Below are 24,525 nucleotides of genomic sequence, written 5' to 3' on the forward strand. Positions count from 1 at the left end.
TGACCGGCTCCGGCGGGCTGCCTTAGCGTGGCCGCGTTCAGAAATATGGACACCAATCAGAAACGTGCACGTACACGCCAGGGAGAGCCCGTGACCTCTGCCGCACTCGCCGAGCGCCTCGACGGCCTGCTGTTCTTTCCCGTGACCGCGTACGGGCCCGACGGCGGGCTCGACCTCGCGGCGTTCCGCGCGCATGTGCGCGCGGGCGTCGACGCGGGCGCGGCGGCGGTCTTCGCGTGCTGCGGCACGGGGGAGTTCCACGCGCTGACCGCGGAGGAGTTCCGCGCGTGCGTCGCCGCCGCCGTCGAGGAGGCGGGGGGCCGGGTGCCGGTCGTCGCCGGGGCCGGCTACGGGACCGCACTCGCCCAGCAGTACGCCCGGCATGCCGAGGAAGCGGGCGCGGACGGCCTGCTCGCCATGCCCCCGTACCTCGTCGTGCCCGGCCAGGAAGGGCTGCTGCGGCACTACACCGCACTCGCCGAGGCCACCTCCCTCGACGTCATCGTCTACCAGCGCGACAACGCGATCTTCACCCCCGAGACCGTCGTCGAACTCGCCCGCACCCCCGGCATCATCGGCCTCAAGGACGGCCACGGCGACCTCGACCTGATGCAGCGCATCGTGAGCGCGGTCCGCACCGAACTCCCCGGGCAGGAGTTCCTCTACTTCAACGGGCTGCCCACCGCCGAACTCACCGGCCTCTCCTACCGCGCCATCGGCGTGCGCCTGTACTCCTCCGCCGTCTTCTGCTTCGCGCCCGAGATCGCCCTCGCCTTCCACCGGGCGTTCACCACGGGCGACGACGCACTGGTGACCAAGCTCCTCGACGGCTTCTACGTACCGCTCGTCGAACTCCGCAACCAGGGGCGCGGCTACGCCGTCGCGCTCGTCAAGGCCGGGGTCCGGCTCGGCGGCCTCGACGTCGGCGAGGTGCGGCCCCCGCTGACCGAACCGACCGCCGCCCATATGAAGGAACTCGCCGAACTCATCGAGCGGGGGCGGGCGTTGCTGGCGGAGGCGGTCCCGCCGAAGGCCGCGAAGTGATCGCCTCCGCGTTCCTCTACCCCTGGGACGTCGTCGGCGACCCGGACGCCGCCCGCCGCGTCGCGGACCTCGGCGTCCAGCGCGTCACCCTCGCCTCCGCCTACCACTCCACCCGCGCCCTGACCCCCCGTCACCCGAGCCGCCGCATCGTCACGGCCCGCCACTCCGCCGTCCTCTACCCGCCGGACGCGGACCGCTGGCGGGGGCGCGAGCTGCGTCCGTACGAGCAGTCGTGGGCGGCCGGGGCCGATCCGTTCGCCGAGGCCGCGGAGGCGCTGGCCGCAGCGGGGCTCGACGTGCACACCTGGGTCGTCCTCGCGCACAACTCCCGCCTGGGCGAGGAGCATCCGGCCACCTCCGTGCGCAACGCGTACGGCGACCGCTACCCCTGGGCCCCCTGCATCGCCCGGCCCGAGGTCCGTACGTACCTGGTCGACCTGGCGGCGGAGGCGGCGACCCGCCCCGGCACGACCGGGACCGACCTGGAGTCCTGCGGCTGGTACGGCCTGGCCCACCTGCACGCCCACGACAAGATCGGCGGGGTGGGGCTGGACGGCGCGGGCCAGTACCTGATGTCGCTGTGCTTCTGCGACGTCTGCGCCGCGGGCTACTCCGAGCACGGCGCGGACCCCGAGGAACTGCGCGCCGCGACCATACGGGCCCTGCGGCCGTATTGGTCCGGCGAGACGGCGGGCGCGGCGGACGGGACGGGCAGCGCGGCCGACCGGGCGGGGGAGTGGGCCGAGGTGCGCGAACTCCTCGGCCCGGACCTCGCCGAGGCCGCGCGCGGCTGGCGCGACTCCGTCGCGGCCACGCTCCAGCGGGAGTGCGTGGCGGCCGTACGTGCGGCGGCGGGGGCCGGCCGCCCGGATTTCCGCGTCATGCTCCACGCCGACCCGGCCCCGCACCGCTGCGGCGCCAACGCGGGCGTCGTCCCCGCCGACGTGCTCGCACACGCCGACGGCGTCGTACTCCCCTGTACGGGCCCCGACGCCGCCCGCGAAGCGATCCTGCGCCCCTTCGCCGGCCACGGCGCCACGGACCGCACTCTCGCCGCCAACTTCACCGTCGTCTCCGGCATGGGCGGCAGCCCCGCCGCCCTCGCCGACGACGCCGCCCACGCGGCCTCACTCGGCGCGAACGAACTGCGGCTCTACCACGCGGGGCTGGCCTCCGACGCCGACCTCGCGGCGGTACGGGCGGCGTTGCGGCGCCTCGGCTGAGCCCCGGCGCCCGGTCAGCCGCCCGACCGCAGGGCCGGTTCCGGGAGGGTGGCGAGGCGGCGGCGGTGTTCGGCCCGCAGGGCTATCGCCGTGGCCAGCGCGCCCGCTCCCTCCCAGAGGCCGACTCCTATGAAGGGCGTGGGGGCGCGTCCGGAGAGAACGGCGAGGGTGAAGACGGCGCAGGTCAGGAGGCGGAAGGGGACGGTCCAGATGAAGAAGGCGCGCCAGTTGGCGAAGGCCGCCAGCACGTAGTACACGCCCATGTTCAGCGCCGCCATCGACGACGCCGTGATGAACGTACGCGTGTGGTCGACCGGCGCGCGGTGCGCGGAGCCGAGCGGTTCGAGCCCCATCGCCGCTATCAGCGACTCCGGAGCGACGAGCCCCACCACGCCCAGCAGCGCGGCGAGGGCCCCGAAGACCGCCATGGTCCAGCCGGACGGTGAACGGGGCGTACGAATCGGCGGGAAGCCGGACATGAGGGGTACTCCAGGGCGCGATCGGCATGAAGAGCGGACCGCAACTCCCCCTTGCGCGGCCCGCGTTGATGTGCAGACCTTACGGCGTGCGGTTGACAGCCGTGCTACCGGGCGGCCACCGGCGCGGAGCGACGGTCTCGCACCGCCGTCACGTGCCGTATCTGGTGAGTTCACGGCCGCCTGTGGGGTCCGCGACCACCCGTCGCCGTCGGACCGCCCGCCTCCGCACCGTCGGGCCAACCGCCTCCGCACCGGCGGGCGCCGCCGTCGCCTCGGCGGCATGAGCGGAGGCCGGGTCCCTCCACTGGCGGGTCGGGGATCGAACACTTAACGGCATGGCGCGTACCGACCGGGGGCGGGCGAAGCGGCCATGGTGCGGTCGTGGCCCTGATTCACTGAACGCATGGATCCACGACCGCCGCGGCGGGACGACGAGGACTACGCACTGCTCCGGCGGCTCCGCTCGCGCCGCCGCGAACCCCACCCCGACACCATGGCGTTCGTGGAACGGCTGCAAGCAGGCGTGTGCACGCGCCAGCCGAAGCCGATGACGACGGCCGACTTCATCCGGGCGATGCCGGCCGGCGCGACCGGGGCCCAGATCGCGGAGATGACCCGGTACTTCGAGGAGATCGAATCCTCGATCAGGCCGCCGACCCCGTACGAGAGCGCCGGCCACCACAAGAAGGTCCAGCTCTGCGCGGCCGAACTCGACGAGGCCGCGGCGCGCCTCGGCCGCCGGCGGGGCGCGGCGGACCCGCCGGTGTTCGCGCTGATGGAGTTCGGCCACGTCAACGCGCGTACGATCCGGGCGCCCCACACCGGCGACTCCATCGTGCTGGTGGACACCGAACTGCTCCAGTTCCTCTTCCTGTTCAGCAAGGCGGTGGCCCTCGCCGTGCCCACCGGGTCGCCGGCGCCCGACGGGTGGCTCACGTACGCGACCAGGATCGACGACGTCCGCGCGCACCTGCGGAGCGACGGCCGGGCCCTGGCGCGCTTCTCCGACGTCGTGCTCAGCTATGCGATGACGGGCCGCGCGTCGCACGCCGAGGCGTACCGCGTACCGCTGGGGACCGAGCGCCTCTACGGCATCATCATGCGGGCCGCGCAGACCTTCGTGCTGGCCCACGAGTACGCCCATGTGCTGCTGGGGCACCTCAGCGACGGGCGGCGCGACGCCTCCGGCGCCGACGGGGAGCGCGTGGCCCAGTCGCTGTGGTCGCTGGCGCTGGAAGGGCACGCCGACCGCGTGGGGCTCAACCTCACGCTCGACGTGATGCGGCGGCAGGGCTATGACCACAACTTCACCTACTGGGGCGTGGAGCTCTTCTTCCACGCCAACGAGATCGCGACGGAAGCGATCTCGCTGCTCCGCTCCGGACACGAGTGGCGCGGCCTGAGCGACGGCGAACGCCATCAGCGCGCGAGCGTCAACGCCCGGAGGACGATCCTGAAGGCGCTGTTCGCCGCGGAGATGAAGCAGGCCGTCGGCGACGAGGCCGCGTTCGAGCGCGTCTGGAACGAGACCGAGACGGGGCTGGACGTCGTCCACGAGATCGTGCGGGCCCTCTGGACCGCCACCGTGCCGATGTTGAAGAAGGCGCACGCCGCGGGCGCTCGCCCGTCCTCCGCCTGGGACGGCTAGGCGAACGATCAGGTGAACCAGGCGATCAGGTGAACCAGACGGCCAGGCGATTCAAGGGAATCCAAGGCAATTCAAGGCAATCCAAGGCGACTAGGCGAACCAGTCGACGCTCAGCGAACCGAGCACCATCGCCAGCGACACGTAGGCCATCACCACCGCCCGCCGCAGATCCCGGCACGCGCGGCGCAGCCGGTCGCGGCGCCGCGCGGTCAGTTCGTCCACCGTCGCCTCGGCCAGCCTGCGGGCCGGGAATCCGTAGGCGGCGCGCATCGCGGAGAAGCCGCCCGCCGCGCTGACGGCGACCGCGAGCAGCAGCAGCGCCCCGGCCGCGATCTTGCCCGCCGTGTCCAGGGAGGCCGCGTCGCCCGGGCCTCTGAGCGCCGCGACGACCGTCGTCAGGCCCACCAGGCCGCCGAGCCCGGTGCGCCACTTCTCGGCCTGTTCGCGCACCGCTTCGAGTTCGCCGACCCGCAGTTCCTGGAGTTCCTCCGCGCGGCGCAGTTCGCTCGGGGTGGCGTCCGGCCCCGGGCTAACCCTGACCATGGGGCTCTCCCCACTCGACGTTCAGCGTCCAGTAGGCGCCGCAGCCCTCGCCGTTCGGGGCGCCGGGGTGGTGGCCGCGGCAGCGGCAGTAGACCGTGACCGCCCGTTTGGTGAGACCGGCCGCGGCGGCCCGCAGCACCCTGTCGAAGAGCCGGTCCCGCAGCGGCGCCCAGTTCGCGTCGCGGTAGGACACGATCGGTTCCCGGAACGAGGCCTCGTGCCGGCATCGCACGCACGGGCCTTCGATGAGGATCTCCTCCGGATCGCGCTCGTCCGGCAGGAGCCGCACCAGCGCCGTGTCGGCGGCTGCCCGGTTGTAGGAGGGGAGGTGCGTCTCCTGGTACGGCAACGGCTCAGGGGGGTTGGTCACCCGGGAATCGTAGCCAGGCACGCACGGTGACGAGGGTGATTCGCCGTCGATCCGGCGTCATCCGCCGTGTCCCGTGCGGGTGTTCAGAGCCGCCGCGTCGCCAGCGTCAGGCGGTCGCGGGCGTCGAAGAGCGCGTCCTTGATCATCTGTTCGTGGGCCGGGGTCAGCCGGGCCACCGGGACCGAGCAGCTGATCGCGTCGCGGGCCGGGGTGCGGTACGGGATGGCGATGCCGAAGCAGCGCAGGCCCAGGGTGTTCTCCTCGCGGTCCACGGCGTAGCCCTGTTCGCGGATGGTGCGGAGCTCCTCGATGAGCTGTTCGCGGTCGGTGATGGTGTGCTCGGTGAGCGGCGCCAGGGACTCCGGCAGCAGCTTGCGGACCTGCTCGTCGGTGCAGGTGGCCAGCAGCGCCTTGCCGAGGGAGGTGGAGTGGGCGGGCAGCCGGCGGCCGACGCGGGTGAAGGGGCGCAGGTAGTGCTGGGACTGGCGGGTGGCCAGGTAGACGACGTTGGTGCCGTCGAGGCGGGCGAGGTGGATGGTCTCGGTGGTGTCGTCGGAGAGCCGGTCGAGGGTGGGGCGGGCGGCGGCCACCACCTCGTCGCCGTCGATGTAGGAGGTGCCGACCAGCAGGGCGCGGACGCCGATCCCGTACCGGGTGCCGGTGGCGTCCGTCTCGACCCAGCCCAGCTCGACCAGGGTGCGCAGCAGCATGTACAGGCTGGACTTGGGGTATCCCACGGCTTCCTGGACGGCGGCGAGGCTGTGCATGCCCGGCTGTCCGGCGAAGAATTCGAGCAATTCGACCGTGCGGACCGCGGACTTGACCTGGGCTCCGCCCGTCTCGGCAGCTGACATCGCCCTTGACCCCTCTGTTCGGCCCGCCATAGAGTCCCCAGGATATTCACCATCAGGGACAGCGTTCAGCATATCGAACAACACCCGGTGTGCGAACCGCAACCAGCAGGAGGAGGAGCCCGCGGTGGCAGCACCAGTGTGGAGCGTCGACCCCCGGACCGGGAAGCAGTACGAGCAGGTCGCCGAGGAAGCGGGCCCGGCCGAGGTGGACCGCGCCGTACGAGCCGCGCACGCCGCCCGCACGGCGCTCGCCGACCGCACCGCGCGGGCCGCCCTGCTGCGCACCGCCGCCGGCCTCCTCGACGGGGCGGGCGAGCGGCTCATCGCCGCCGCCGACGCGGAGACCGCGCTCGGCGCGGGCCGCCTCACCGGCGAACTGGCCCGCACCTCCTACCAGTTCCGCGCCTTCGCGGACGCCGTGGACGAAGGTGCCTTCCTCGACATCATCGTCGACCACGCCGACCCCTCCGCCCAGCCCGTGCCCCGCCCCGACCTGCGCCGCTACAAGGTGCCGCTCGGCGTCGTCGCCGTCTACGCCGCCAGCAACTTCCCGCTGGCCTTCTCCGTGCCCGGCGGCGACACCGCGAGCGCGCTGGCCGCCGGCTGCCCCGTCGTCGTCAAGGCCCACCCCGACCACCCCGCCACCTCCGAACTCTGCGGCTCCCTGCTGCGCCGCGCCGCCGTCGAAGCAGGTCTCCCCGAAGACGTCGTCACGGTCGTGCACGGCTTCGACGCAGGCCTCGAACTCGTACGGCACCCCCTGGTCGCGGCCGCCGGGTTCACCGGCTCGGTACGCGGCGGCCGGGCCCTGTTCGACGCGGCCGCCGCCCGGCCGCGCCCCATCCCCTTCCACGGCGAACTCGGCAGCCTCAACCCGGTCGTGGTCACCCGCGCCGCCGCCGAGGAGCGCGCCGAGCAGATCGGGACGGGGCTCGCGGGGGCCATGACGATGGGCGTCGGCCAGTTCTGCACCAAGCCCGGCCTCGTCCTGGCCCCGGCCGGCGAGGCGGGCGACCGGCTGCTGAAGTCCCTCGCCGACACCGTCGGCGGCGCCGGCGCGGGCGTCCTGCTCGACGCCCGGATGCGGGACGCCTTCGCCGAGGGCGTACGGGAACGGGCCGAACTCCCCGGCGTGCAGGCCCCCGTGGTCCCGGGCGCGGCGGGCGAGCACACCGTCGGCGCCGGGTTCCTCGCCGTGCCCGCCGACCTCCTCGCCTCCGGCGGCCCGTACGGACTCCTGCTGGAGGAGTGCTTCGGCCCCGTCACCGTCGTCGTCCGCTACGCCGACGACGCGGAGATCGGCGCGGTCCTCGCGCAGCTGTCCGGCAACCTCACCGCCACCGTCCACCTCGGCGCCGAGGAGGCGGAGGGGGCGGGCCAGGGCGCGGAACTGCTCGCCGCGCTCGTACCGCTCGCGGGCCGCGTGCTCGTGGACGGCTGGCCCACCGGCGTCTCCGTCACCGAGGCGCAGCACCACGGCGGCCCGTACCCGGCGACCACCTCCACCTCCACCTCCGTCGGCGCCACCGCCGTCGAACGCTGGCTGCGCCCCGTTGCCTACCAGGGCGCCCCGGCCGCGTTGCTCCCGCCCGAGCTGCGCGACGGCAACCCGCTGGGACTGCCCCGCCGCGTGGACGGCCGCCGCGAGAGTTGAGCGCCTGTGTCTAAGCCGCCCGGCGCACGATCAGCTGGACCCTGAGGTCCGTGCCGCCGTCGAGCGTCGGCGTCACGTCCCGGCGCTCCTCGGCCACCGAAAAGCCATGGCGGCCGAAGAGTTCGTGGAACCGCTCCAGCGGCTGGTGCTGGAAGGTCCCGCCGTCCTCGATGCGGAAGACGCCGTACGTGCCGGTGCTCGCCTCCTGCGCGCGGTAGCGGGCGCGGCTCCGCTCGTCGGTCTGGAGCGGTATGTCGCTGACGTACACCGCGCCGCCGGGCCGCACTAGCCGGGCCAGCTCCGCGACCGCGCGTTCCTGCGCGACCGGGTCGGGGGCCGAGGTGAGGACGGCGAAGAGGAGCGCCCCGTCGAACGACGCGTCGGCGAACGGCAGCGGCAGCGCGCGCAGCCGCGTCAGCCGCAGCTCCGGGTGGTCCGCGAGACCGCGCGCGACGAGCGCCGCCGACGGATCGACGCCCCGCACGTCGCGGTACCCCAATTCGGTGAGCTCCAGGACCAGTCGGCCGTACCCGCAGCCGTAGTCGAGAATCCGCCCGTCCACGGGCAGATGGGCGGCGAGCAGCTCCCGATCGAGCGGATGGGTGAAGGTGTGGGCGGCCCCGGTGGACTCCCAGTACTCGCGCGTGCGTCCTGTCTGCCGTACGTCACGGGGATGCGTCATGCGCCGGGAGGCTACCGGCAAGCGCACGGCTCGGGGAGTGCGCCCGGTGAGGGTTCGTACGGGCGTACGGACGCCTCTCGCGCCGCCACCCGCTTGGGGCCGGTGCCGGGCGTAGCAAGGGCCGTATAGGTGCACACTGGACATATGTCCCAGGAGAACGCCCCGGTGGACCGTGTCCACGCCGAGTTGCGGGCACGGGTGCTCGACGGCACCTTCCTCAGCGGCGCGGTGCTCTCGGTGGAGGCCGTCGCCGACCGGCTCGGGGCCGACGCGGACCTGGTGCGGGAGGCGTTCCGGCGGCTGAGCGACGAGGGCTACCTCCAGTTGGTCGCCGAGCGCGGCGCGCTGGTGGCGCCCGTATCGCTGGGCGAGGCCCGGTGCGTGCTGGAGGCGCGGCTGCTCATCGAGCTGTTCGCGCTGGACACGGTGGCCGCGCGCGGCCACAACGAACTGCGCCGGCTGGGCGAGCGGCTGCACGCGCTGGAGGACGAGGTGCCGGCGGGCCCGCCGCTGTCGTCCGTGCAGGCCCTCGTCATCGGCCGCGCCTTCCACGCCGGACTCGTCGAAGCGAGCGACAACCCGGTCCTGGCCTCGATGCACGCCGCCCTCTGGGGTCAGGGGCTGCGCGTCTCCGCCGCCTCGATCGTAGGCCCCGGCCACGCGGCGGACGATGTCGCGGAGCACGAGGCCATCGCCCTGGCCATGGGCGCGGGCCACGGCGCCGAGGCCCGCGAGCTGCTGCACCGGCACATCTCGGGGGTGCTGCGCCGCCTCGGCCTCGGCGACGAGTTCACGCTTCCCAGGCCGGCGGGTTCGTAGGGCTACTGTGCCGCCGCCCAAGTGGGGCACAGATTGCCCTCCACGCGCGCGAGCAGCCGGGCGAGTTCGCGGCGGTCGTCCGCGTCGAGGCCGGCGAGCGTCTGCTCGTCCAGCTCCTGCCGGACCCGCTCGACCTCCGCGCGCAGCGCGTGGCCGGCCTCGGTCGCCTCGACGCGCATCGCACGGCCGTCGGCCGGGTCGGGGGTACGGGTCACCAGCCCGGCCTGCTCCAGGCGCTGCACCATCCGGGTCACCGTCGACGCGTCCAGCGCCAGCGTCCTGATCAGTTCCGCCTGCCGCTGGGGGCCCCGGTCCCACAGCAGCAGCATCAGGAACTCCTGGCCGGGGTGGAGGCCGGCGCGGCGCAGCAGGCGGCCCGCCGCGGCGCGGTGCAGCCGGGCGATCCGGGGGATGACGTGGCTGGTCACGAGGGGTGCGGCGGTGAGCGTGGCGGGGGAGTCCGGACAGGGAACGTCGTCGGTCGGTGTCATGACGGGCCTCCACGGCGTGCGGGCGGCGCTGCTCGGCTTTCGAGGCGCTCGCGCTCGTCCCCAGATTACGTTGGCCGGCCAAGGAATGCCGCGCGGCATCCCGCGGTTATTTGGTCGGCCGACCAAACGAACGCTGGAGGAACCCCGTGACCACCGCCTTCGACCCCATCGACCTCGGCGCTGTCCGCCTCGCCAACCGCGTCGTCATGGCCCCCATGACCCGCAGCCGATCCTTCGGGCCGGGCGCGACCCCGACCGATTCCGTCGCCACCTACTACGCCCAGCGCGCCTCGGCCGGGCTGATCATCACCGAGGGCACCCACCCCTCCGTCGTCGGCCAGGGCTACCCCGACACCCCCGGCCTGCACAGCGCCGCCCAGATCGCCGCGTGGCGCAAGGTCACGGACGCCGTGCACACGGCCGGCGGCCGGATCTTCGTCCAGCTCATGCACACCGGCCGGATCGGCCACCCCTCCCTGCTGCCGGACGGCCTCGTTCCGGTGGGCCCCTCCGCCGTCCCCGCCGCCGGGCAGGCCTACACCCACGACGGCCCGAAGGACTTCGTCACCCCGCGCGAACTCACCGAGGACGAGATCCACGCGACCATCGCCGACTTCGCCGCCGCGGCCCGCAACGCGATCGCCGCCGGGTTCGATGGCGTCGAACTGCACGGCGCCAACGGCTACCTCATCCACCAGTTCCTCGCCCCGAACACCAACCGCCGCACCGACGCCTGGGGCGACTCCGACGAGAACCGCGTCCGCTTCGCCGTCGAGGCCGCCCGCGCCGTCGTCGCCGAGATCGGCGCCGACCGCACGGGGCTGCGCATCTCGCCCGGAAACCCGTACAACGACATGGACGAACCCGCCCCCGAAGCCCTCTACACCGCCCTCGTCAAGGCCGTCGACCCGCTCGGCCTCGCCTATCTGCACGTCGCCGAGGGCCGGGACCGCGAACTGACGACGGCCCTGCGCAAGCTGTTCGGCGGCGTCTTCCTGCTCAACCCGGGTACGGGCGACCGCCCCACCGGCGCGGAGGAGCTGTCCCTCGTCGAGGACGGCACCGCCGACGCGCTCGCCTACGGCGCGCTCTTCCTCGCCAACCCCGACCTGCCCGCGCGCCTCGCGGCCGGCGGCCCGTACAATGCGCCCGACCGGGCGACCATGTTCGGCGGCGCGGACAAGGGCTACATCGACTACCCCGCGCTGACCGACTGACCGACTGACCGACTGACCGACTGACCGGCTGACCGGTGACCGGCCCTTCGAGACGCCCGTACGCATCAGCCAGGACGCGCCTCCGCACGCCTCTCCGCCCGCCGTACGCGCCCCCGGTCCGGCGAACGACCGTGGACGCGGCGGCGGGCCGCCTTGCATAGTCGCCACCATGGAGAAACTTTCGACCACGCACTTCGCGCCGGAGACGACCTACCTCAACACCGCCTCCGCCGGCCTGCTGCCCGCGCCCGCCGTCGCCGCCATGGCCGGAGCCGTCGAGGACACCGCGGCCGGCCGCTCCCTCACCGTCCACTACGAGGCGGTCGAGGCGGCGCGCGCCTCGTACGCCCGGCTCGTCGGCGTGGCGGCGGAGCGCGTCGCGGCGGGCGGCTCCGTCGCCGTCTACGCCGGACTGATCGCCCAGTCCCTGCCGCCCGGGTCCGAAGTCCTCGTGGCCGAGGGCGACTTCAGCTCACTCGTCAACCCCTTCCACATGCGCCCCGACCTCACCGTGCGCACCGTGCCGCTGGAGAAGCTCCCCGACGCCGTACGGCCCGGCACGGCCCTCGTCGCCGTCAGCGCGGTGCAGTCCGCGGACGGCCGGATCGCCGACCTCGACGCCGTCGCGGCCGCGGCCGGGGCCCATGGCGCCCGTACGTTCATCGACGTCAGCCAGGCGGCCGGCTGGCTGACGCTGGACGCGAACGACTACGACTACACGGCGGCGGTCTGCTACAAGTGGCTGCTCTGCCCGCGCGGCGCCGCCTTCCTCACCACCCCCGCCGATCCCACCGACCCCGCCGTCACCCCGCTCACCCCGTCCTTCGCCGGCTGGGTCTCCGGCGAGCAGCCCTGGGACAGCTGCTACGGCGCCGTCGAGGAACTCGCCCAATCCGCCCGCCGCTTCGACGAGAGCCCCAGCCTGTACTCGTACGTCGCCGCCCGGCACTCCCTCGCCCTCATCGAGGAGCTCGGCGTCGACGCCATCGGCGCCCACGACCGCGCCCTCGCCGACCGCTTCCGGCGCGGACTGGCCGGGCTCGGCCATACGCCCGTCCCGGCCGAGGGCTCGGCCATCGTCTCCGTCCCCGGCCTCGGCGGACACGCCGCAGACCTCGCCGAGCAGGGCATCCAGCTCTCCAACCGGGCCGGAAACCTCCGCGCGGCCTTCCACCTCTACAACACCGAGGCCGACGTGGACCGGCTGCTGGAGGTGGTCGGAACGGACCGAGCGGGTAGGACGCAGTGATCGCCGAACCCGGCCGGTCAGCACGGACGCCTACGAGGAGAGCCACCATGCAGCACGCACGCACCGAGCCGGACCCGACCGCATCCCCCGACCGCATCCTCGAAGTCGGTCTGGGCTTCCAGGCGGCGAAGGTCCTGCTCAGCGCGGTCCGCCTCGACCTGTTCACGGTGCTGGCCGAGCGCCCCATGCCGTACGAGGAGCTCCGCGCCCGGCTCGACCTGCACCCGCGCTCCGCCCGCGACTTCCTGGACACGCTCGTGGCGCTCGGCATGCTGCACCGCACCGGCGGCGACCTCACGGGACCCGAAGGCCGTGACGACACCGACGGTTCCGACGGCCGCGAGGGTTCCGACGGCCGCGAGGGCGGCTATGGCACGTACGCCAACACGCCCGCCACCGCCCGCTACCTGGACCGCGGCCAGTCCACCTACATCGGCGGCTTCCTGGAGATGGCGGACAGCCGCCTGTACGAATTCTGGGGCACCCTCTCCGAAGCGCTGCGCACCGGAGAGCCGCAGAACGAGGTCAAGAAGAGCCAGGAGGGCGGCGACCTCTTCGACGCCCTCTATGGGGAGTCCTCCCGGGTCTCGGAGTTCCAGCAGGCCATGACCGGCCTCTCCGCGCGTTCCGCCCACGCCCTCGCTGATGCCTTCGACTGGTCCGGGCGCCGCACCGTCGCCGACATCGGCTGCGCCGAGGGCGCGCTGCTCACCCAGCTGCTGCGCATGCGGCCCCACCTGTCGGGCATCGGCTTCGACCTGCCGGCCGTCGCCGGCAACTTCCACCGCCGGCTGGAGAGAACCGGCCTCGCCGACCGCCTCTCGTTCACCGGCGGCGACTTCTTCACCGGGCCGCTGCCCACCGCCGACGTGCTGATCTTCGGCCACATCCTGCACGACTGGGACCTGCCCACCAAGCGCATGCTGCTCCGCAAGGCGTACGAGGCGCTGCCCGAGGGCGGGGCCGTCATCGTCTACGAGTCGCTGATCGACGACGACCGGCGGGAGAACGCGACCGGGCTGCTGATGAGCCTCAACATGCTCATAGAGACCACGGGCGGCTTCGACTTCACCGGCGCGGACTGCCGCCGCTGGCTGGCCGAGGCCGGGTTCCGGGAGAGCCGGGTACGCCATCTGGCGGGGGCCCAGGCGGCGGTGGTCGGCGTCAAATGACCGTACGCCGGTGGGCGGCCCCCCGATCGGGGAGCCGCCCACCGGCGCGTCACATCACACGGTGTCGGCGCTACTCGCGCGCGGTTGTCACTTCACAGGCGTGAACGGGGCCCGCGCGCCGATGAACGACGGGCGGGGGACCGGCGCCGCGAAGGGCTCCACCGCCGGGTTCTCCATGCTGTTGAAGACGATGAAGACATTGCTGCGCGCGAAGGGCGTGATGTTGTCGCCCGACCCGTGCATGCAGTTGCAGTCGAACCAGGTCGCCGAGCCGGCCGGCCCCGTGAAGAGCTTGATGCCGTGCTGCTCGGCGAAGCCGGTCAGCGCCTCGTCCGAGGGCGTCCCCGCGTCCTGCATCTTCAGCGACTGCTTGTAGTTGTCCTTCGGCGTCTCGCCCGAGCAGCCCAGGAACGTCCGGTGCGAGCCCGGCATGATCATCAGGCCGCCGTTGGTGTCGTAGTTCTCGGTCAGCGCGATCGAGACCGACACGGTCCGCATGTTCGCCAGCCCGTCCTCGGCGTGCCAGGTCTCGAAGTCCGAGTGCCAGTAGAAGCCACTCGCCCCGAACCCCGGCTTGACGTTGATCCGGGACTGGTGGACGTACACGTCCGAGCCCAGGATCTGCCGGGCGCGCTCCACCACCCGTGGATCGCTGACCAGGCCGGCGAACACCTCGCTGAGCCGGTGCACTTCGAACACCGACCGCACCTTCTGCGACTTCGGCTCGACGATCGAGCGCTCGTCGGCCCGTACGGCCGGATCGGCGATCAGCCGGTCGAGCTCGGCCCGGTAGACCTCGACCTCGTCCGGAGTGATCAGCCGCTCCACCGACAGGAAGCCGTCCCGCTCGTAGTCCCGCAGCTCCGCCGGGTCTATCGGCCCCGGCGCCCCAGGGTCGGACCACACCACCGGGTCCTGGCGCTGGGTGGTCACCTCGCTCGTGCCACGGGTGGGGTACAGGTCAGTGGTGCGCTCGGGGGCGGTGGTCATGATCTCTCCTCTCTTGGGCCTGCGGGGCTCTGGCTTCAGCTGCTGACGGTCTCCGGAGTGGCCTCCTCCTCGGTGAGCAGCGGGTACACGCCGTTCTCGTCGTGGTCCTCGCGGCCGGTGACCGGCGGGTTGAACACGCAGACGCAGCGGAAGTCGGTCTTCGGGCGCATGGTGTGCTTCTCGTGCCCGTTGAGCAGGTACATGGTGCCGGGCGAGATCCAGTGCTTCTCGCCGGTCTCGTCGTTGGTGAGCTCGGCCTCACCCTCCACGCACAGGACGGCCTCGATGTGGTTGGCGTACCACATCGACGTCTCGGTGCCGGCGTAGAGCGTGGTCTCGTGCAGGGAGAAGCCGACCCGCTCCTTGGCCAGCACGATGCGCTTGCTCTCCCAGGTGCCGGTCGCCGCCTTGACGTGCCGGTCGGTGCCCTCGATGTCCTTGAAGGATCGGACGATCACGGTGCGGTGCTGCCTTTCTCTCGTACGTACATACTGCGCTCGTCGCGCCTGGCGCGCTCACCGCGCGTACTGCGGTCAGGCGGTCTCGTTGACCGCTCGGGCGAGGGTCCGCAGACCCTCGTCCAGCTCTTCGGGGGTGACGGTCAGCGCCGGGAGGAGCTTGATGACCTCGCTCTCCGGGCCGGACGTCTCGATCAGCAGGCCGAGTTCGAAGGCGCGCCGGGCCACCGCCGAGGCGCGCGACTTGTCGGTGAACTCCAGGCCCCAGACCAGGCCGCGGCCGCGGTACTCGGCGCCGAGCCGCACGTGCTCCTCGCAGATCGCGCGCAGCGCCTGCTCGACCTGCTCGCCGCGGGCGAGGGTCTGCTTCTCCGTCTGGCCGTCGGCCCAGTAGGTGTCCAGGGCCGCGGCGGCGGTGACGAAGGACGGGTTGTTGCCGCGGAAGGTGCCGTTGTGCTCGCCCGGCTCCCAGATGTCCAGCTCCGGCTTGAAGAGGGTCAGCGACATCGGCATCCCGTAGCCGCCGATGGACTTCGACAGCGTCACGATGTCCGGGGTGATGCCCGCCTCCTCGAAGGAGAAGAAGGCACCCGTACGGCCGCAGCCCATCTGGATGTCGTCGACGATGAGCAGCATGTCGCGGCGCTTGCACAGGTCGGCGAGGGCCCGCAGCCACTCGGGCCGGGCGACGTTGATGCCGCCCTCGCCCTGCACCGTCTCGACGATGACGGCGGCGGGGGTGTTCAGGCCGGAGCCCTGGTCCTCCAGCAGCCGCTCGAACCACAGGAAGTCGGGGACGCGGCCGTCGAAGTAGTTGTCGAACGGCATCGGGGTGCCGTGCACCAGCGGGATGCCCGCGCCGGCCCGTTTGAAGGCGTTGCCGGTGACCGCGAGCGAGCCGAGCGACATGCCGTGGAAGGCGTTGGTGAACGACACGATCGACTCGCGGCCCTTGACCTTGCGGGCCAGCTTGAGCGCGGCCTCCACGGCGTTGGTGCCCGTCGGGCCGGGGAACATGACCTTGTACGGCAGGTCCCGCGGGCGCAGGATCATGTTCTGGAAGGACTCCAGGAACGCCCGCTTCGCGGTGGTGCCCATGTCGAGGCCGTGCGTGACGCCGTCCCGCGCGATGTAGTCGATCAGCGCGCGCTTGAGCACCGGGTTGTTGTGGCCGTAGTTGAGGGCGCCGGCGCCGGAGAAGAAGTCGAGGTAGGTGTGGCCGTCCTCGTCGTACATGTAGCTGCCCTGGGCACGGTCGAAGACGGCGGGCCAGCTGCGGCAGTAGCTGCGCACCTCCGACTCCAGGGTCTCGAAGACGCTCAGGGCGGGCGGGGTGATGGTCACAGCGTTCTCCTGGGAGACGAATCGCGAGGGGGTGAGTGAGAAGCGATGGGGGTGTGCCGGAGAGGCGGGGCCGTGTGCGGCCCGGCCGCCGCGGCGCGGTCCGGGCTCGGACCGCGGCGGCGCGGGGCCTTCCTCAGACCACGATCGGCCCGATGCGGTGCAGCACCTCGGGCTCGTGCCCGGTGTCCGGGAACAGTCCGGCGTCGAAGAGGACTTCGTGCTCCACGCGGGCGCCGTGCCGCTCGGTGAACGAGGCGAACAGCCGGTTGGAGGGGGCGTTGTCCTTCGTGATCGTGGTCTCGACCTCGTCCACGCCGGGCTCGCGGGAGGTCCGCTCCACCAGTCCGTCCAGCAGCGCGGCGGCGAGCCCCCGGCCGCGGTGCGCACGGTCGACGGCGATCTGCCAGACGACGAGAGTGCGCGGGCGCTCGGGGCGTATGTAGCCGGTGACGAAGCCGACCGGCTCGCCGTCCTCGGAACGGGCCACCGCCGAGGTGGCGGCGAAGTCGCGGCACCACAGGAGGTAGCTGTACGAGGAGTTGAGGTCCAGCACCTCGGAGTCGCGGGCGATGCGCCAGATCGCGGCTCCGTCCTCCAGGCATGGAGTGTCGAGCTTGAGCCCCTCCGGCATTTCGAGAAATTCGCAGCGGGCACGTGCAAGGTCTGCTTGTGCGGCGGTCATGCGGATTGAATTTACCGAGCTAAATTCGAAATTGCATCGCGGGTAGGGGTTACGTCGGATGCGCATTTGTGTTAACGCGCGGGGGCTCGCGAGCGCGCGGATCTCCTGCAAGATGTTGGGGTTTGTCCGGTATTTTACGGGCGATCCGGGCGTGTTGTGGAGTGTGTCACATCTGCGTAACGGTCTTGAGATTCCCTGGAATTACGCCATCTGGCGTTAGCGGAATCTTGGTGTTTAAGGTCCGGGAAAGCGGGCAGAAGAATCCGGGAAGCTGCGCTTAATAGGATTCTAGGGATGGAATAAGTAATTCATCAATAGGGATAGGGGTGCCGGTTACGGGAAGGGGTCGGTAAGGCTCGCCGGAGAGCCGTGCCGGAAAGGCGCGCCGGAAAGAACCGGGACGGCCCCGGGGAGGGCTCGGGAGAGACTCGGGAAGGCTTGGCGCACCCTGGCGCCACTGCTCGCGGGCGCCCTACGCATACGCGCGTTCGGGCTCGTACAGTGCCGTCCATGAGCGATAGCGCTGTGCTGCCGGGGGTGCCGGTGTTGCACATCAAGGGGCGGGTGCTGGTCGGCGCCGAGGACGTACGCGACGAACTGTGGGTGGTCGACGGCCGCATCACGTACGAACGGCCGCGCGGCGCGCGCGGGACCACCGTCATCGAGGGCTGGACGCTGCCCGGCCTGGTCGACGCCCACTGCCACGTCGGCCTCGACGAGCACGGCCCGGTCGACGCCTCGACCAGCGAGAAGCAGGCGGTGACCGACCGCGACGCGGGCGCGCTGCTGCTGCGCGACGCCGGCTCCCCGTCGGACACCCGCTGGATCGACGACCGGGACGACCTGCCGCGCGTCATCCGCGCGGGCCGGCACATCGCCCGCACCCGCCGGTACATCCGCAACTACGCGCACGAGATCGAGCCGGAGGACCTCGTGGCGTACGTGGCGCGCGAGGCGCGCAACGGCGACGGCTGGGTCAAGCTCGTCGGCGACTGGATCGACCGCGAGACCGGCGACCTGTCGGCCTGCTGGCCGCGCGGCGAGGTCGAGGCCGCCATCGCGGAGGCGCACCGGCTCGGCGCGCGCGTCACCGCGCACTGCTTCGCGGAGGAGACGCTGGCCCCGCTGGTCGAGGCGGGCATCGACTGCGTCGAGCACGCCACCGGGCTGACGGAGGAGACGATCCCGCTGTTCGCGGAGCGCGGCGTCGCCATCGTGCCCACGCTCGTCAACATCGCGCTCTTCCCGAAGCTCGCGGACGGCGGCGAGCGGAAGTTCCCGCGCTGGTCCGCCCATATGCGGCGGCTGCACGAGCGGCGCTACGAGACGGTGCGCGCGGCGTACGACGCGGGCGTGCCGGTCTACGTCGGCACGGACGCGGGCGGCGCGCTGGCCCACGGGCTGGTCGGCCAGGAGGTCGCCGAACTGGTCAAGGCCGGCATCCCCGCCGCCGACGCGCTGCACGCCACCGCCTGGGGCGCCCGCGAGTGGCTCGGCCGCCCGGGGCTGGAGGAGGGCGCCCCGGCCGACCTGGTCGTCTACGGGACGGACCCGCGTGCCGACGTACGGGTGCTGGGGGCGCCGGACCGGGTGGTGCTGCGGGGGAAGGTGATCCGCTGAGCGGAGGCGGCGGGGGAGGCGCGGGGCGCGGGGCGGAGGCGACGGGCGCGGAGGCGCGGGCGCGGGGGCGCGGGCGAGGTGGGCCGCGCCGTCGATCGGTGGCCGGTCTCCGACGCGCGATGGCCGGGCTCGTCGCGGCCGGGGCTACTCCGAGCGGCGGGACGAGCGGGCCATCCAGGCCGCCACCAGGGCGCCCGAGATGTTGTGCCAGACGGAGAAGACCGCCGCCGGCAGCGCCGCCGCCGGACTGAAGTGGGCGGTGGCCAGCGAGGCGGCGAGGCCGGAGTTCTGCATGCCGACCTCGAAGGCCATCGCCTTGCTGCCCGGCCTGCCGAGCCGGGCCAGCTTTCCGGAGGCGTAGCCGAGTGCGAGGCCCAGACCGTTGTGGAGTATGACGGCGACGAAGACGAGCGCCGCCGCGTCCATGATGAGCTGCGCGCTGCCGGAGACCACCGTCAGCACGATGACGGCGATGGTGGCCGCCGAGATCCATGGCAGCACACGCAGTATCTTGTCGACATAACGACTCGCCGCCAGCCGGACCAGCACGCCCAGCAGGACCGGCGCCAGCACCGTCTTCAGGATGTCGGAGACCATCGCCCCCGCGTCGACGTGCAGGAACTGGTCCGCGAGCAGCAGCGTCAGCGGCGGCGTGACGAGCGGCGCTACGAGCGTCGAGACCGTCGCGACCGACACCGAGAGGGCCACGTCGCCGCGCGCCAGGTAGGTCACGACGTTGGAGGCCGTGCCGCTCGGCGCGCAGCCGACCAGGACCACCCCGGCCGCGAGCTGCGGCGGCAGATCGAGCACGGTGGCGATGAGCCAGCCCAGTCCCGGCATGATCACGTAGTGCGCCACCAGCCCGATCGCGACCGCCCACGGGCGCTTGGCGACGGCCGTGAAGTCCGGCAGCGTCAGGGTCAGCCCCATCGAGAACATCACGATGCCCAGCAGGTACGGGACCGCGGGCGCCCAGCCCGTGAAGGGCGAGGGGAGGGCCAGCCCGAGTACCCCGGCCGCTACCACGAGCAGCGGGAAGACCGTTACCGCGAGGCGTGCGGCCCGGTCGGTGGCGGGGGAGTCGCCCGCGGGAGAGTCGCCCGCGGGGGCGGCTGCTGTCGGGGTCTCGGTGCGCTGGTCCGTCTGCTCATGTGACACAGAACGGCACTTTAGCGATGACCCGCGTATTTCGAACAAGTGGTTCCGCATCGTGGACTGGACTGGACTGGACTGGCATGGCCTGGAGCGGACTGGACCTGATGGGGCTGGGCTGGACGGGGTGGGGGTGCGGCGGCTTAGGTGACGGGATGTGACGTGAGCGCTAGGAGAATCGAATCCAGATGCGGAAACCACCCTTTGGAATGAACTGACGCCAGGTAGCTGTCCGTTCACCCTAGGTGCGTCAAACATGACGGGGTCGATGCCGTCGGCGCGCGATGTCCCCCATTGGCAGCGCCGACGGCTCCATGCCTCATGTGGGGGTTCCACACACATGCCCAGCACCACCAACTCTCCCTTCGGCCTGCCCGTACGCCGTCTCGCGTCGGTCGCCGTGGCCACCGCGCTCGCCGCCGGACCGGCCGTCCTCTCCGGCGCCGCACCGGCACAGGCCGCTCCCGCCACCGGCACCACCGCGACCGGTGACGGAAAGCCCACCGGTGACGGAAAGCCCACCGGTGACGGAAAAGCCACCGACGCCGGAAAAGCCGCCGGAGGCGGCAAGTCCACCGGCAAGGGCAAGGCCGGCGCGGTCGTCCTCCGGGCGGGGCTCGACGTCTCGCTGCTCAACAAGGCGATCGAGGTGCCGCTCACCACCTCCCTGAACGAGGTCCACGCACCCGCCGAGGCGTCCAAGACGGCGCTCAGCGTCACCCTGGACGGCGTCGACCGGGGCAACCCCGTCAACGTGCTGCGCGCCGACGCCGCCACGGCCCGCGCCACGGCCGACCGGCACGCCGCGCGCGGGTACGCCGACCTCGCGCACGCCAAGGTGCACGTACCGGGTCTGCCGCTGCTCTCCCTCATCGAGGTCCGGCAGGTCACGTCCAAGGCCGTGTGCGAGGCGGGCCGCAAGCCGACCGCCTCGTCGAACGTCCTCGGCGACGTGTCGGTGCTCGGCAAGAAGGTCGCCCTCTCGGCGGCCGGTACGACCAAGGTGGACGTGCCGGGCGTCGGCGAGGTCCGGCTCGACCTGTCGAAGACCTCGACCACGTCGCGCACCGCGGCGGCGACCGCCCTCGAACTCGATGTCGCGGTCAATCCGCTCAAGCTCAACGTGGCGGACGTGAAGGGCAGAATCACCCTCGCCCAGGCCACCTGCGAGTCGCCCGAGGCCACCAAGGCCCCGAGCCCCTCCGCCCCCGCCCCCAGCACCCCGGCCGGCCCGGCCCCCAAGCCCCAGACGGGCTCCGGCCACGCCCCCGCCGACCTCGCCGAGACCGGCGGCAGCTCCCTCACCCCGTACCTGGCCGGCGGCGCCGCCCTGCTGGTGGCGGCGGGCGCCGGCACCCTCATCGCCCTCCGCCGCCGGTCCGCCGCCGCAGGGGGACGCGGCTGAGGCCGACAGCGCGAAGCGCCGGAGGGGTCCGGGACCGTCGCCCCTCCGGCGCCAGGAACGACCGGGTCGCGGCCGATCCGCCGCAACCCGGCCGTTCCGTAGCGGCTACCGTCCGCCGGGCACTTCGAGGCCGCCCGTCACCCCTCGCCCAGCGCCTTGGCCAGTGCCACCGCGAAGCGGTCCGTGGTGGCGCGGTCGCGGACGGCCAGGCGGAGGTGGTCCGGGCCGAGGCCCGGGAAGGTGTCGCCGCGCCGGGCGGCGAAGCCCAGGTCGCGGAGGCGGGAGCGGACGCGGGCGGCGTTCGGCAGGCGGATCAGCAGGAACGGGCCCGACGCCGGTTCGTACACCCGCACCTCCTCGAACTCCGCCAGCCGCGCCGCCAGATGGGCCCGGTCCGAGGCGATGCGGTGCGCGGCGTGGCCGGCTTCCGCGAGGGCCGGGGGAGCGCTGCACGCCTCGGCCGCCGCCAGGGCCGGAGTCGACACCGGCCACAGCGGCTGCGCGCCCGCCAGTGCGGAGATCGTGCCGGGTGCGGCCAGCGCGTAGCCGATGCGCAGCCCGGCCAGCCCCCAGGTCTTGGTGAGGCTGCGCAGCACGACCAGGCCGGGCAGGTCCGTACGGGCCGCCAGGGACTCGCTCTCGCCCGGCACCGCGTCCATGAACGCCTCGTCCACCACCAGGGTCCGCCCCGGCCGGGCGAGCCGGGCGATGTCGTCGGCCGGGTGCAGTACGGACGTGGGGTTGGTGGGGTTGCCGATGACGACCAGGTCGGCGTCGACCGGCACCGCCTCCGGCGCGAGGCGGAACCCGTCGCGTTCGTCGAGCAGCACCCGCTCCACGTCGTGGCCCGCGTCCCGCAACGCGGCCTCCGGCTCCGTGAACTGCGGGTGCACGACCACCGGCCGCCGGGCCGGCAGGGCGCGCGCGATGAGGACGAACGCCTCCGCGGCACCCGCCGTCAGCAGCACGCGCTCGGCCCCGAGCCCGTGCCGCACCGCCACCGCCGACCGCGCCGCGCCCCCGTCCGGGTAGGCCGCGAGAGCGTCCAGGGAGGCGGCGATCCGCTCCTTGAGCCAGACCGGCGGGGTGCCGGACCGCACATTCACCGCCAGATCGGTCAACTCCGCCCCGCTGCCCCGCACTTCGGCATCCCCGTGGTGCCGGAGATCGTGCGTCGGCGCTGCCTGGCTGTCCGCCGTCGTCCTACGCATGAGCACCCACCGTTTCCTCGTAACGCCCCACGACCAGTTCGACCAGCTCCTCCGCAGGACCGATCGCCTCCGCCGCGACCACCTCCACCTCGGGATGGGCCGCCGCCCACCCCTCCGTCTGCATCCGCATCCGGGCCGGCAGCGCCCCGGGGAAGAGCACGTACGGCAGCACGACGATCCGCCGCGCACCCAGCCGTACGCAGCGGTCGAGCCCGGAGGGCACATCGGGGGCGGCCAGCGACACGAACGCCGTCTCCACGCCCGCGTAACCCCGCCCCTCCCACAGCAGCCGCGCCGCCCGGTGCGCCTCGGCGTTGGCCTCCGCGTCGGCCGACCCACGGCCCACCAGCAGCACCGTCGTCGCCGCCCGGTCCGAGGGCGTACGGGCCGCCTCGCCCAGCGCCTCGTCCAGCCGCCGCTCCAGCACCGCCAGCAGCCCGGGCTCCGCCCCGAGCGGGCGGCCGCAGGTGTAGCCGACGCCGGGGTACGGGGCCAGCGCGCGCTCCAGCGCGGCCGGTACGCCGCCGGGGCCGCCGTCGCCCGGCCCGTCCGAGGCCAGCGCGAGCGGTACGGCCGCGATGCGGCCGGCGCCCTCCCCGACGAGGGCGGCGACCGCCTCGTCGAGCTGCCGCGGGTCGCGCCGCCCCACGGGAGCGCCCGCGACGGCGCCCCCGGGGGCCCGGCCGCTCACCGCCCGTACGACCTCCCGGAACGCCTCGGCCTCCGCCTCGTCGGGGGTGCCGTGGCCGGCGATGAGCAGCGCTGGCGGGGTGGTCACTCGATCTCCTCCGTGCTGAATCATGCTGATTCCGTACTTGATGGGACTTCGCGCTCCGGGACGCGGCTCCTGCGGGCGGTACGGGCAGGGGTACGGGCGTACGGCCGCCCCCAGACGTTACTTTCGGCCCGGCGTCCCCGTGCGGGCAGGTCCGTCTCGTTCGACGCCCGCGCCGCGCGCGACGGCACAGGTCACCCTCGCGGGCCCGGCCGCCGGAGCGGACTTCCGCTTGCCCACCACGAGCGCGCCGCCCGCCCCAGCCGCGAGGAGCGCCGCCGCCTCGGCCACGCTCGGCGTGCCAACGGCCGCCAGCGCCGCGCCCGACGGATGCGGTACCTCGACGCGGGCCAGCGCCTCGGCCGCGTACCCGCGCAGCTCCACGCCGAGGCGCGCGGCGGCAGCGACCAGCCCGGCCTCGGCCGTCTTCGTCTCGGCCGTCGCCAGCGCGGCGACCTCCTCGGGGCCGATCCCCGCCTCGGCCAGGGCCCGGCCGATCAGCCCGAGCACCTCCGCCGCGTCGGCCCCGCTGGACGCGCCGAGCCCGACGAAGAACGAGGGAGCGTGGCCGGGCGTCATGACGGGCTCCTCTCGTGCGGCGGAAGGGGATGGAATCGCGTTCGTCGGACATGCGGGGAAGGGCCGGGGTCAGTAAGCAGGGATCAGCACGTGGCGAAGCCGAGACAGTCAAGAGAAGAGGTGCACCCGTGCCGGTGGTCATAGCCTTGGGGGCGTTCCTGATGACGCTGCTCGGCGGCTGGACCGCCCAGCGCGTCACCGACCGGCGGCACCTGATACTCGGGCTCGCGGGCGGCCTGATGCTCGGCGTCGTCGGACTCGACCTGCTCCCCGAGGCGCTGGAGGCCGCCGACCGCGAGGTCTTCGGCGTCCCGGCCGCCCTGCTCTGCTTCGTGCTCGGCTTCCTCGCCGCCCACGCCGTGGAACGGCTGCTCGCCGTCCGCAAGGCCGCCCACGGGCTGGACCCCGACGAACGCGTACCGCAGGTCGGCCTGACCGCCGCCACCGCGATGGTCGGGCACAGCGTCATGGACGGCGTCGCCATCGGCGCGGCCTTCCAGGTGGGCGGCGGGGTCGCGGCGGCCGTGGCGCTCGCCGTGATCGCCCACGACTTCGCCGACGGCTTCAACACGTACACGATCACCAGCCTGTACGGGAACGCGCGGCGCAAGGCGGTCCTCATGCTCTGCGCGGACGCCCTGGCCCCGCTCGTCGGCGCGGCCTCGACGCTGCTGTTCACCCTTCCGGAGCAACTGCTCGGAATCTACCTCGGCTTCTTCGGCGGCGTACTGCTCTACCTCGCCACCTCGGACATCCTCCCCGAGGCCCACCACGACCACCCGGCCCTGTCCACGCTGGCCTGCACGGCGGCCGGGGTGGGCTTCATCTGGCTGGTCGTCGGCCTCGCCGCCTGAGAGCGCCTCG

The 24,525-nt window shown here is 73.0% G+C and carries 24 protein-coding genes and 1 pseudogene; 11 read left to right on the forward strand and 14 right to left on the reverse strand.

The window, feature by feature from the left end:
- Positions 1–90: 90 nt before the first annotated feature.
- Together AB0I22_RS25940 and AB0I22_RS25945 are read left to right on the forward strand one after the other, a co-directional pair.
- Positions 91–1,044 (forward strand): 5-dehydro-4-deoxyglucarate dehydratase, encoded by a 954-nt coding sequence (locus AB0I22_RS25940; RefSeq protein ID WP_363133302.1) that lies wholly within the window; start codon positions 91–93, stop codon positions 1,042–1,044.
- On the forward strand, positions 1,041–2,267 hold the full coding sequence (locus AB0I22_RS25945) for a hypothetical protein (protein WP_363133303.1): 1,227 nt from the start codon (positions 1,041–1,043) through the stop codon (positions 2,265–2,267). The genes AB0I22_RS25940 and AB0I22_RS25945 overlap by 4 nt, the downstream gene beginning before the upstream one ends.
- 14 nt (positions 2,268–2,281) lie before the next feature.
- Here the strand turns inward: AB0I22_RS25945 and AB0I22_RS25950 are convergent, their stop codons facing one another.
- Positions 2,282–2,746, reverse strand: coding sequence for a hypothetical protein (locus AB0I22_RS25950; protein ID WP_363133304.1), 465 nt, complete (start codon positions 2,744–2,746; stop codon positions 2,282–2,284).
- Between the two features lie 403 nt (positions 2,747–3,149).
- Here AB0I22_RS25950 and AB0I22_RS25955 point away from each other — a divergent pair, with 403 nt between their 5' ends.
- The gene (locus tag AB0I22_RS25955; RefSeq protein WP_363133305.1) at positions 3,150–4,394 is read left to right on the forward strand and encodes a hypothetical protein; all 1,245 of its coding nucleotides are present in this window, start codon (positions 3,150–3,152) and stop codon (positions 4,392–4,394) included.
- A 90-nt stretch (positions 4,395–4,484) separates the two neighbouring features.
- Here the strand turns inward: AB0I22_RS25955 and AB0I22_RS25960 are convergent, their stop codons facing one another.
- From AB0I22_RS25960 to AB0I22_RS25970, 3 genes are all read right to left on the reverse strand, one after another.
- The gene (locus AB0I22_RS25960; RefSeq protein WP_363133306.1) at positions 4,485–4,937 is read right to left on the reverse strand and encodes a hypothetical protein; all 453 of its coding nucleotides are present in this window, start codon (positions 4,935–4,937) and stop codon (positions 4,485–4,487) included.
- Positions 4,924–5,307: a hypothetical protein gene (locus tag AB0I22_RS25965; RefSeq protein WP_363133307.1), complete on the reverse strand. Its 384-nt coding sequence runs from the start codon at positions 5,305–5,307 to the stop codon at positions 4,924–4,926. Before AB0I22_RS25965 ends, AB0I22_RS25960 begins: the two co-directional genes overlap by 14 nt.
- A gap of 83 nt (positions 5,308–5,390) precedes the next feature.
- Positions 5,391–6,161 carry an IclR family transcriptional regulator gene (locus tag AB0I22_RS25970; protein ID WP_363133308.1) on the reverse strand — a complete coding sequence of 257 codons (771 nt, stop codon included), beginning with the start codon at positions 6,159–6,161 and terminating at the stop codon, positions 5,391–5,393.
- Positions 6,162–6,285: 124 nt separating this feature from the next.
- Between AB0I22_RS25970 and AB0I22_RS25975 the strand changes: the two genes are divergently transcribed.
- A complete protein-coding gene (locus AB0I22_RS25975; RefSeq protein ID WP_363133309.1) occupies positions 6,286–7,815 on the forward strand; it encodes an aldehyde dehydrogenase (NADP(+)) in 1,530 nt (509 codons plus the stop codon).
- A gap of 10 nt (positions 7,816–7,825) precedes the next feature.
- Here AB0I22_RS25975 and AB0I22_RS25980 read toward each other — a convergent pair whose 3' ends face one another.
- Positions 7,826–8,497 (reverse strand): class I SAM-dependent methyltransferase, encoded by a 672-nt coding sequence (locus tag AB0I22_RS25980; protein WP_363133310.1) that lies wholly within the window; start codon positions 8,495–8,497, stop codon positions 7,826–7,828.
- Positions 8,498–8,641: 144 nt separating this feature from the next.
- Between AB0I22_RS25980 and AB0I22_RS25985 the strand changes: the two genes are divergently transcribed.
- On the forward strand, positions 8,642–9,316 hold the full coding sequence (locus AB0I22_RS25985) for a GntR family transcriptional regulator (protein WP_363133311.1): 675 nt from the start codon (positions 8,642–8,644) through the stop codon (positions 9,314–9,316).
- A 2-nt stretch (positions 9,317–9,318) separates the two neighbouring features.
- Here AB0I22_RS25985 and AB0I22_RS25990 read toward each other — a convergent pair whose 3' ends face one another.
- The gene (locus tag AB0I22_RS25990; RefSeq protein ID WP_363133312.1) at positions 9,319–9,807 is read right to left on the reverse strand and encodes a MarR family transcriptional regulator; all 489 of its coding nucleotides are present in this window, start codon (positions 9,805–9,807) and stop codon (positions 9,319–9,321) included.
- Between the two features lie 146 nt (positions 9,808–9,953).
- Here AB0I22_RS25990 and AB0I22_RS25995 point away from each other — a divergent pair, with 146 nt between their 5' ends.
- The 3 genes from AB0I22_RS25995 to AB0I22_RS26005 all read left to right on the forward strand — a co-directional run bounded on the left by AB0I22_RS25995 (position 9,954) and on the right by AB0I22_RS26005 (position 13,445).
- Entirely contained in the window at positions 9,954–11,024 is a 1,071-nt protein-coding gene (locus tag AB0I22_RS25995; RefSeq protein ID WP_363133313.1) for an alkene reductase, read from the forward strand.
- 169 nt (positions 11,025–11,193) lie between these two features.
- The gene (locus AB0I22_RS26000; RefSeq protein WP_363133314.1) at positions 11,194–12,273 is read left to right on the forward strand and encodes an aminotransferase class V-fold PLP-dependent enzyme; all 1,080 of its coding nucleotides are present in this window, start codon (positions 11,194–11,196) and stop codon (positions 12,271–12,273) included.
- A 47-nt stretch (positions 12,274–12,320) separates the two neighbouring features.
- Entirely contained in the window at positions 12,321–13,445 is a 1,125-nt protein-coding gene (locus AB0I22_RS26005) for a methyltransferase (protein ID WP_363133315.1), read from the forward strand.
- 87 nt (positions 13,446–13,532) lie between these two features.
- Here AB0I22_RS26005 and thpD read toward each other — a convergent pair whose 3' ends face one another.
- The 4 genes from thpD to ectA form a co-directional block, all read right to left on the reverse strand.
- Positions 13,533–14,435 carry an ectoine hydroxylase gene (gene thpD / locus AB0I22_RS26010; protein WP_363133316.1) on the reverse strand — a complete coding sequence of 301 codons (903 nt, stop codon included), beginning with the start codon at positions 14,433–14,435 and terminating at the stop codon, positions 13,533–13,535.
- Between the two features lie 35 nt (positions 14,436–14,470).
- A complete protein-coding gene (locus tag AB0I22_RS26015; RefSeq protein WP_363133317.1) occupies positions 14,471–14,893 on the reverse strand; it encodes an ectoine synthase in 423 nt (140 codons plus the stop codon).
- Positions 14,894–14,968: 75 nt separating this feature from the next.
- Positions 14,969–16,237 (reverse strand): diaminobutyrate--2-oxoglutarate transaminase, encoded by a 1,269-nt coding sequence (ectB, locus tag AB0I22_RS26020; RefSeq protein WP_363133318.1) that lies wholly within the window; start codon positions 16,235–16,237, stop codon positions 14,969–14,971.
- Between the two features lie 133 nt (positions 16,238–16,370).
- A complete protein-coding gene (ectA, locus tag AB0I22_RS26025; RefSeq protein WP_363133319.1) occupies positions 16,371–16,919 on the reverse strand; it encodes a diaminobutyrate acetyltransferase in 549 nt (182 codons plus the stop codon).
- A 510-nt stretch (positions 16,920–17,429) separates the two neighbouring features.
- Between ectA and AB0I22_RS26030 the strand changes: the two genes are divergently transcribed.
- Complete coding sequence (locus tag AB0I22_RS26030) at positions 17,430–18,539, forward strand: amidohydrolase family protein (RefSeq protein WP_363133320.1); 1,110 nt, start codon at positions 17,430–17,432, stop codon at positions 18,537–18,539.
- A 144-nt stretch (positions 18,540–18,683) separates the two neighbouring features.
- On the opposite strand, the gene AB0I22_RS26035 is transcribed toward AB0I22_RS26030, so the two are convergent.
- A complete protein-coding gene (locus tag AB0I22_RS26035; RefSeq protein ID WP_363133321.1) occupies positions 18,684–19,697 on the reverse strand; it encodes a bile acid:sodium symporter family protein in 1,014 nt (337 codons plus the stop codon).
- Positions 19,698–20,031: 334 nt separating this feature from the next.
- Between AB0I22_RS26035 and AB0I22_RS26040 the strand changes: the two genes are divergently transcribed.
- A complete protein-coding gene (locus AB0I22_RS26040; protein ID WP_363133322.1) occupies positions 20,032–21,096 on the forward strand; it encodes an SCO1860 family LAETG-anchored protein in 1,065 nt (354 codons plus the stop codon).
- A 137-nt stretch (positions 21,097–21,233) separates the two neighbouring features.
- On the opposite strand, the gene cobC is transcribed toward AB0I22_RS26040, so the two are convergent.
- The 3 genes and pseudogenes from cobC to AB0I22_RS26055 form a co-directional block, all read right to left on the reverse strand.
- The gene (cobC, locus tag AB0I22_RS26045; protein WP_363133323.1) at positions 21,234–22,307 is read right to left on the reverse strand and encodes an Rv2231c family pyridoxal phosphate-dependent protein CobC; all 1,074 of its coding nucleotides are present in this window, start codon (positions 22,305–22,307) and stop codon (positions 21,234–21,236) included.
- 7 nt (positions 22,308–22,314) lie between these two features.
- Positions 22,315–23,109: pseudogene (locus AB0I22_RS26050) on the reverse strand (sirohydrochlorin chelatase); the annotation flags it as partial.
- A 93-nt stretch (positions 23,110–23,202) separates the two neighbouring features.
- Complete coding sequence (locus tag AB0I22_RS26055; RefSeq protein WP_363133324.1) at positions 23,203–23,661, reverse strand: cobalamin biosynthesis protein; 459 nt, start codon at positions 23,659–23,661, stop codon at positions 23,203–23,205.
- Positions 23,662–23,789: 128 nt separating this feature from the next.
- Here AB0I22_RS26055 and AB0I22_RS26060 point away from each other — a divergent pair, with 128 nt between their 5' ends.
- Positions 23,790–24,515 carry a ZIP family metal transporter gene (locus AB0I22_RS26060; RefSeq protein ID WP_363133325.1) on the forward strand — a complete coding sequence of 242 codons (726 nt, stop codon included), beginning with the start codon at positions 23,790–23,792 and terminating at the stop codon, positions 24,513–24,515.
- The last annotated feature ends 10 nt before the right edge of the window (positions 24,516–24,525 follow it).

It is taken from the genome of Streptomyces sp. NPDC050610 (assembly GCF_040654875.1).
Lineage (GTDB): Bacteria > Actinomycetota > Actinomycetes > Streptomycetales > Streptomycetaceae > Streptomyces.

Bases quoted from the DNA above. Each gene is read 5' to 3' on its own strand.
- AB0I22_RS25950 (WP_363133304.1), bottom strand. From the start codon at position 2,746: ATGTCCGGCTTCCCGCCGATTCGTACGCCCCGTTCACCGTCCGGCTGG.
- AB0I22_RS25955 (WP_363133305.1), top strand. From the start codon at position 3,150: ATGGATCCACGACCGCCGCGGCGGGACGACGAGGACTACGCACTGCTC.
- AB0I22_RS25960 (WP_363133306.1), bottom strand. From the start codon at position 4,937: ATGGTCAGGGTTAGCCCGGGGCCGGACGCCACCCCGAGCGAACTGCGC.
- AB0I22_RS25970 (WP_363133308.1), bottom strand. From the start codon at position 6,161: ATGTCAGCTGCCGAGACGGGCGGAGCCCAGGTCAAGTCCGCGGTCCGC.
- AB0I22_RS25980 (WP_363133310.1), bottom strand. From the start codon at position 8,497: ATGACGCATCCCCGTGACGTACGGCAGACAGGACGCACGCGCGAGTAC.
- AB0I22_RS25985 (WP_363133311.1), top strand. From the start codon at position 8,642: ATGTCCCAGGAGAACGCCCCGGTGGACCGTGTCCACGCCGAGTTGCGG.
- AB0I22_RS25990 (WP_363133312.1), bottom strand. From the start codon at position 9,807: ATGACACCGACCGACGACGTTCCCTGTCCGGACTCCCCCGCCACGCTC.
- AB0I22_RS26000 (WP_363133314.1), top strand. From the start codon at position 11,194: ATGGAGAAACTTTCGACCACGCACTTCGCGCCGGAGACGACCTACCTC.
- AB0I22_RS26005 (WP_363133315.1), top strand. From the start codon at position 12,321: ATGCAGCACGCACGCACCGAGCCGGACCCGACCGCATCCCCCGACCGC.
- thpD (WP_363133316.1), bottom strand. From the start codon at position 14,435: ATGACCACCGCCCCCGAGCGCACCACTGACCTGTACCCCACCCGTGGC.
- ectA (WP_363133319.1), bottom strand. From the start codon at position 16,919: ATGACCGCCGCACAAGCAGACCTTGCACGTGCCCGCTGCGAATTTCTC.
- AB0I22_RS26030 (WP_363133320.1), top strand. From the start codon at position 17,430: ATGAGCGATAGCGCTGTGCTGCCGGGGGTGCCGGTGTTGCACATCAAG.
- AB0I22_RS26040 (WP_363133322.1), top strand. From the start codon at position 20,032: ATGCCCAGCACCACCAACTCTCCCTTCGGCCTGCCCGTACGCCGTCTC.
- cobC (WP_363133323.1), bottom strand. From the start codon at position 22,307: ATGCGTAGGACGACGGCGGACAGCCAGGCAGCGCCGACGCACGATCTC.
- AB0I22_RS26055 (WP_363133324.1), bottom strand. From the start codon at position 23,661: ATGACGCCCGGCCACGCTCCCTCGTTCTTCGTCGGGCTCGGCGCGTCC.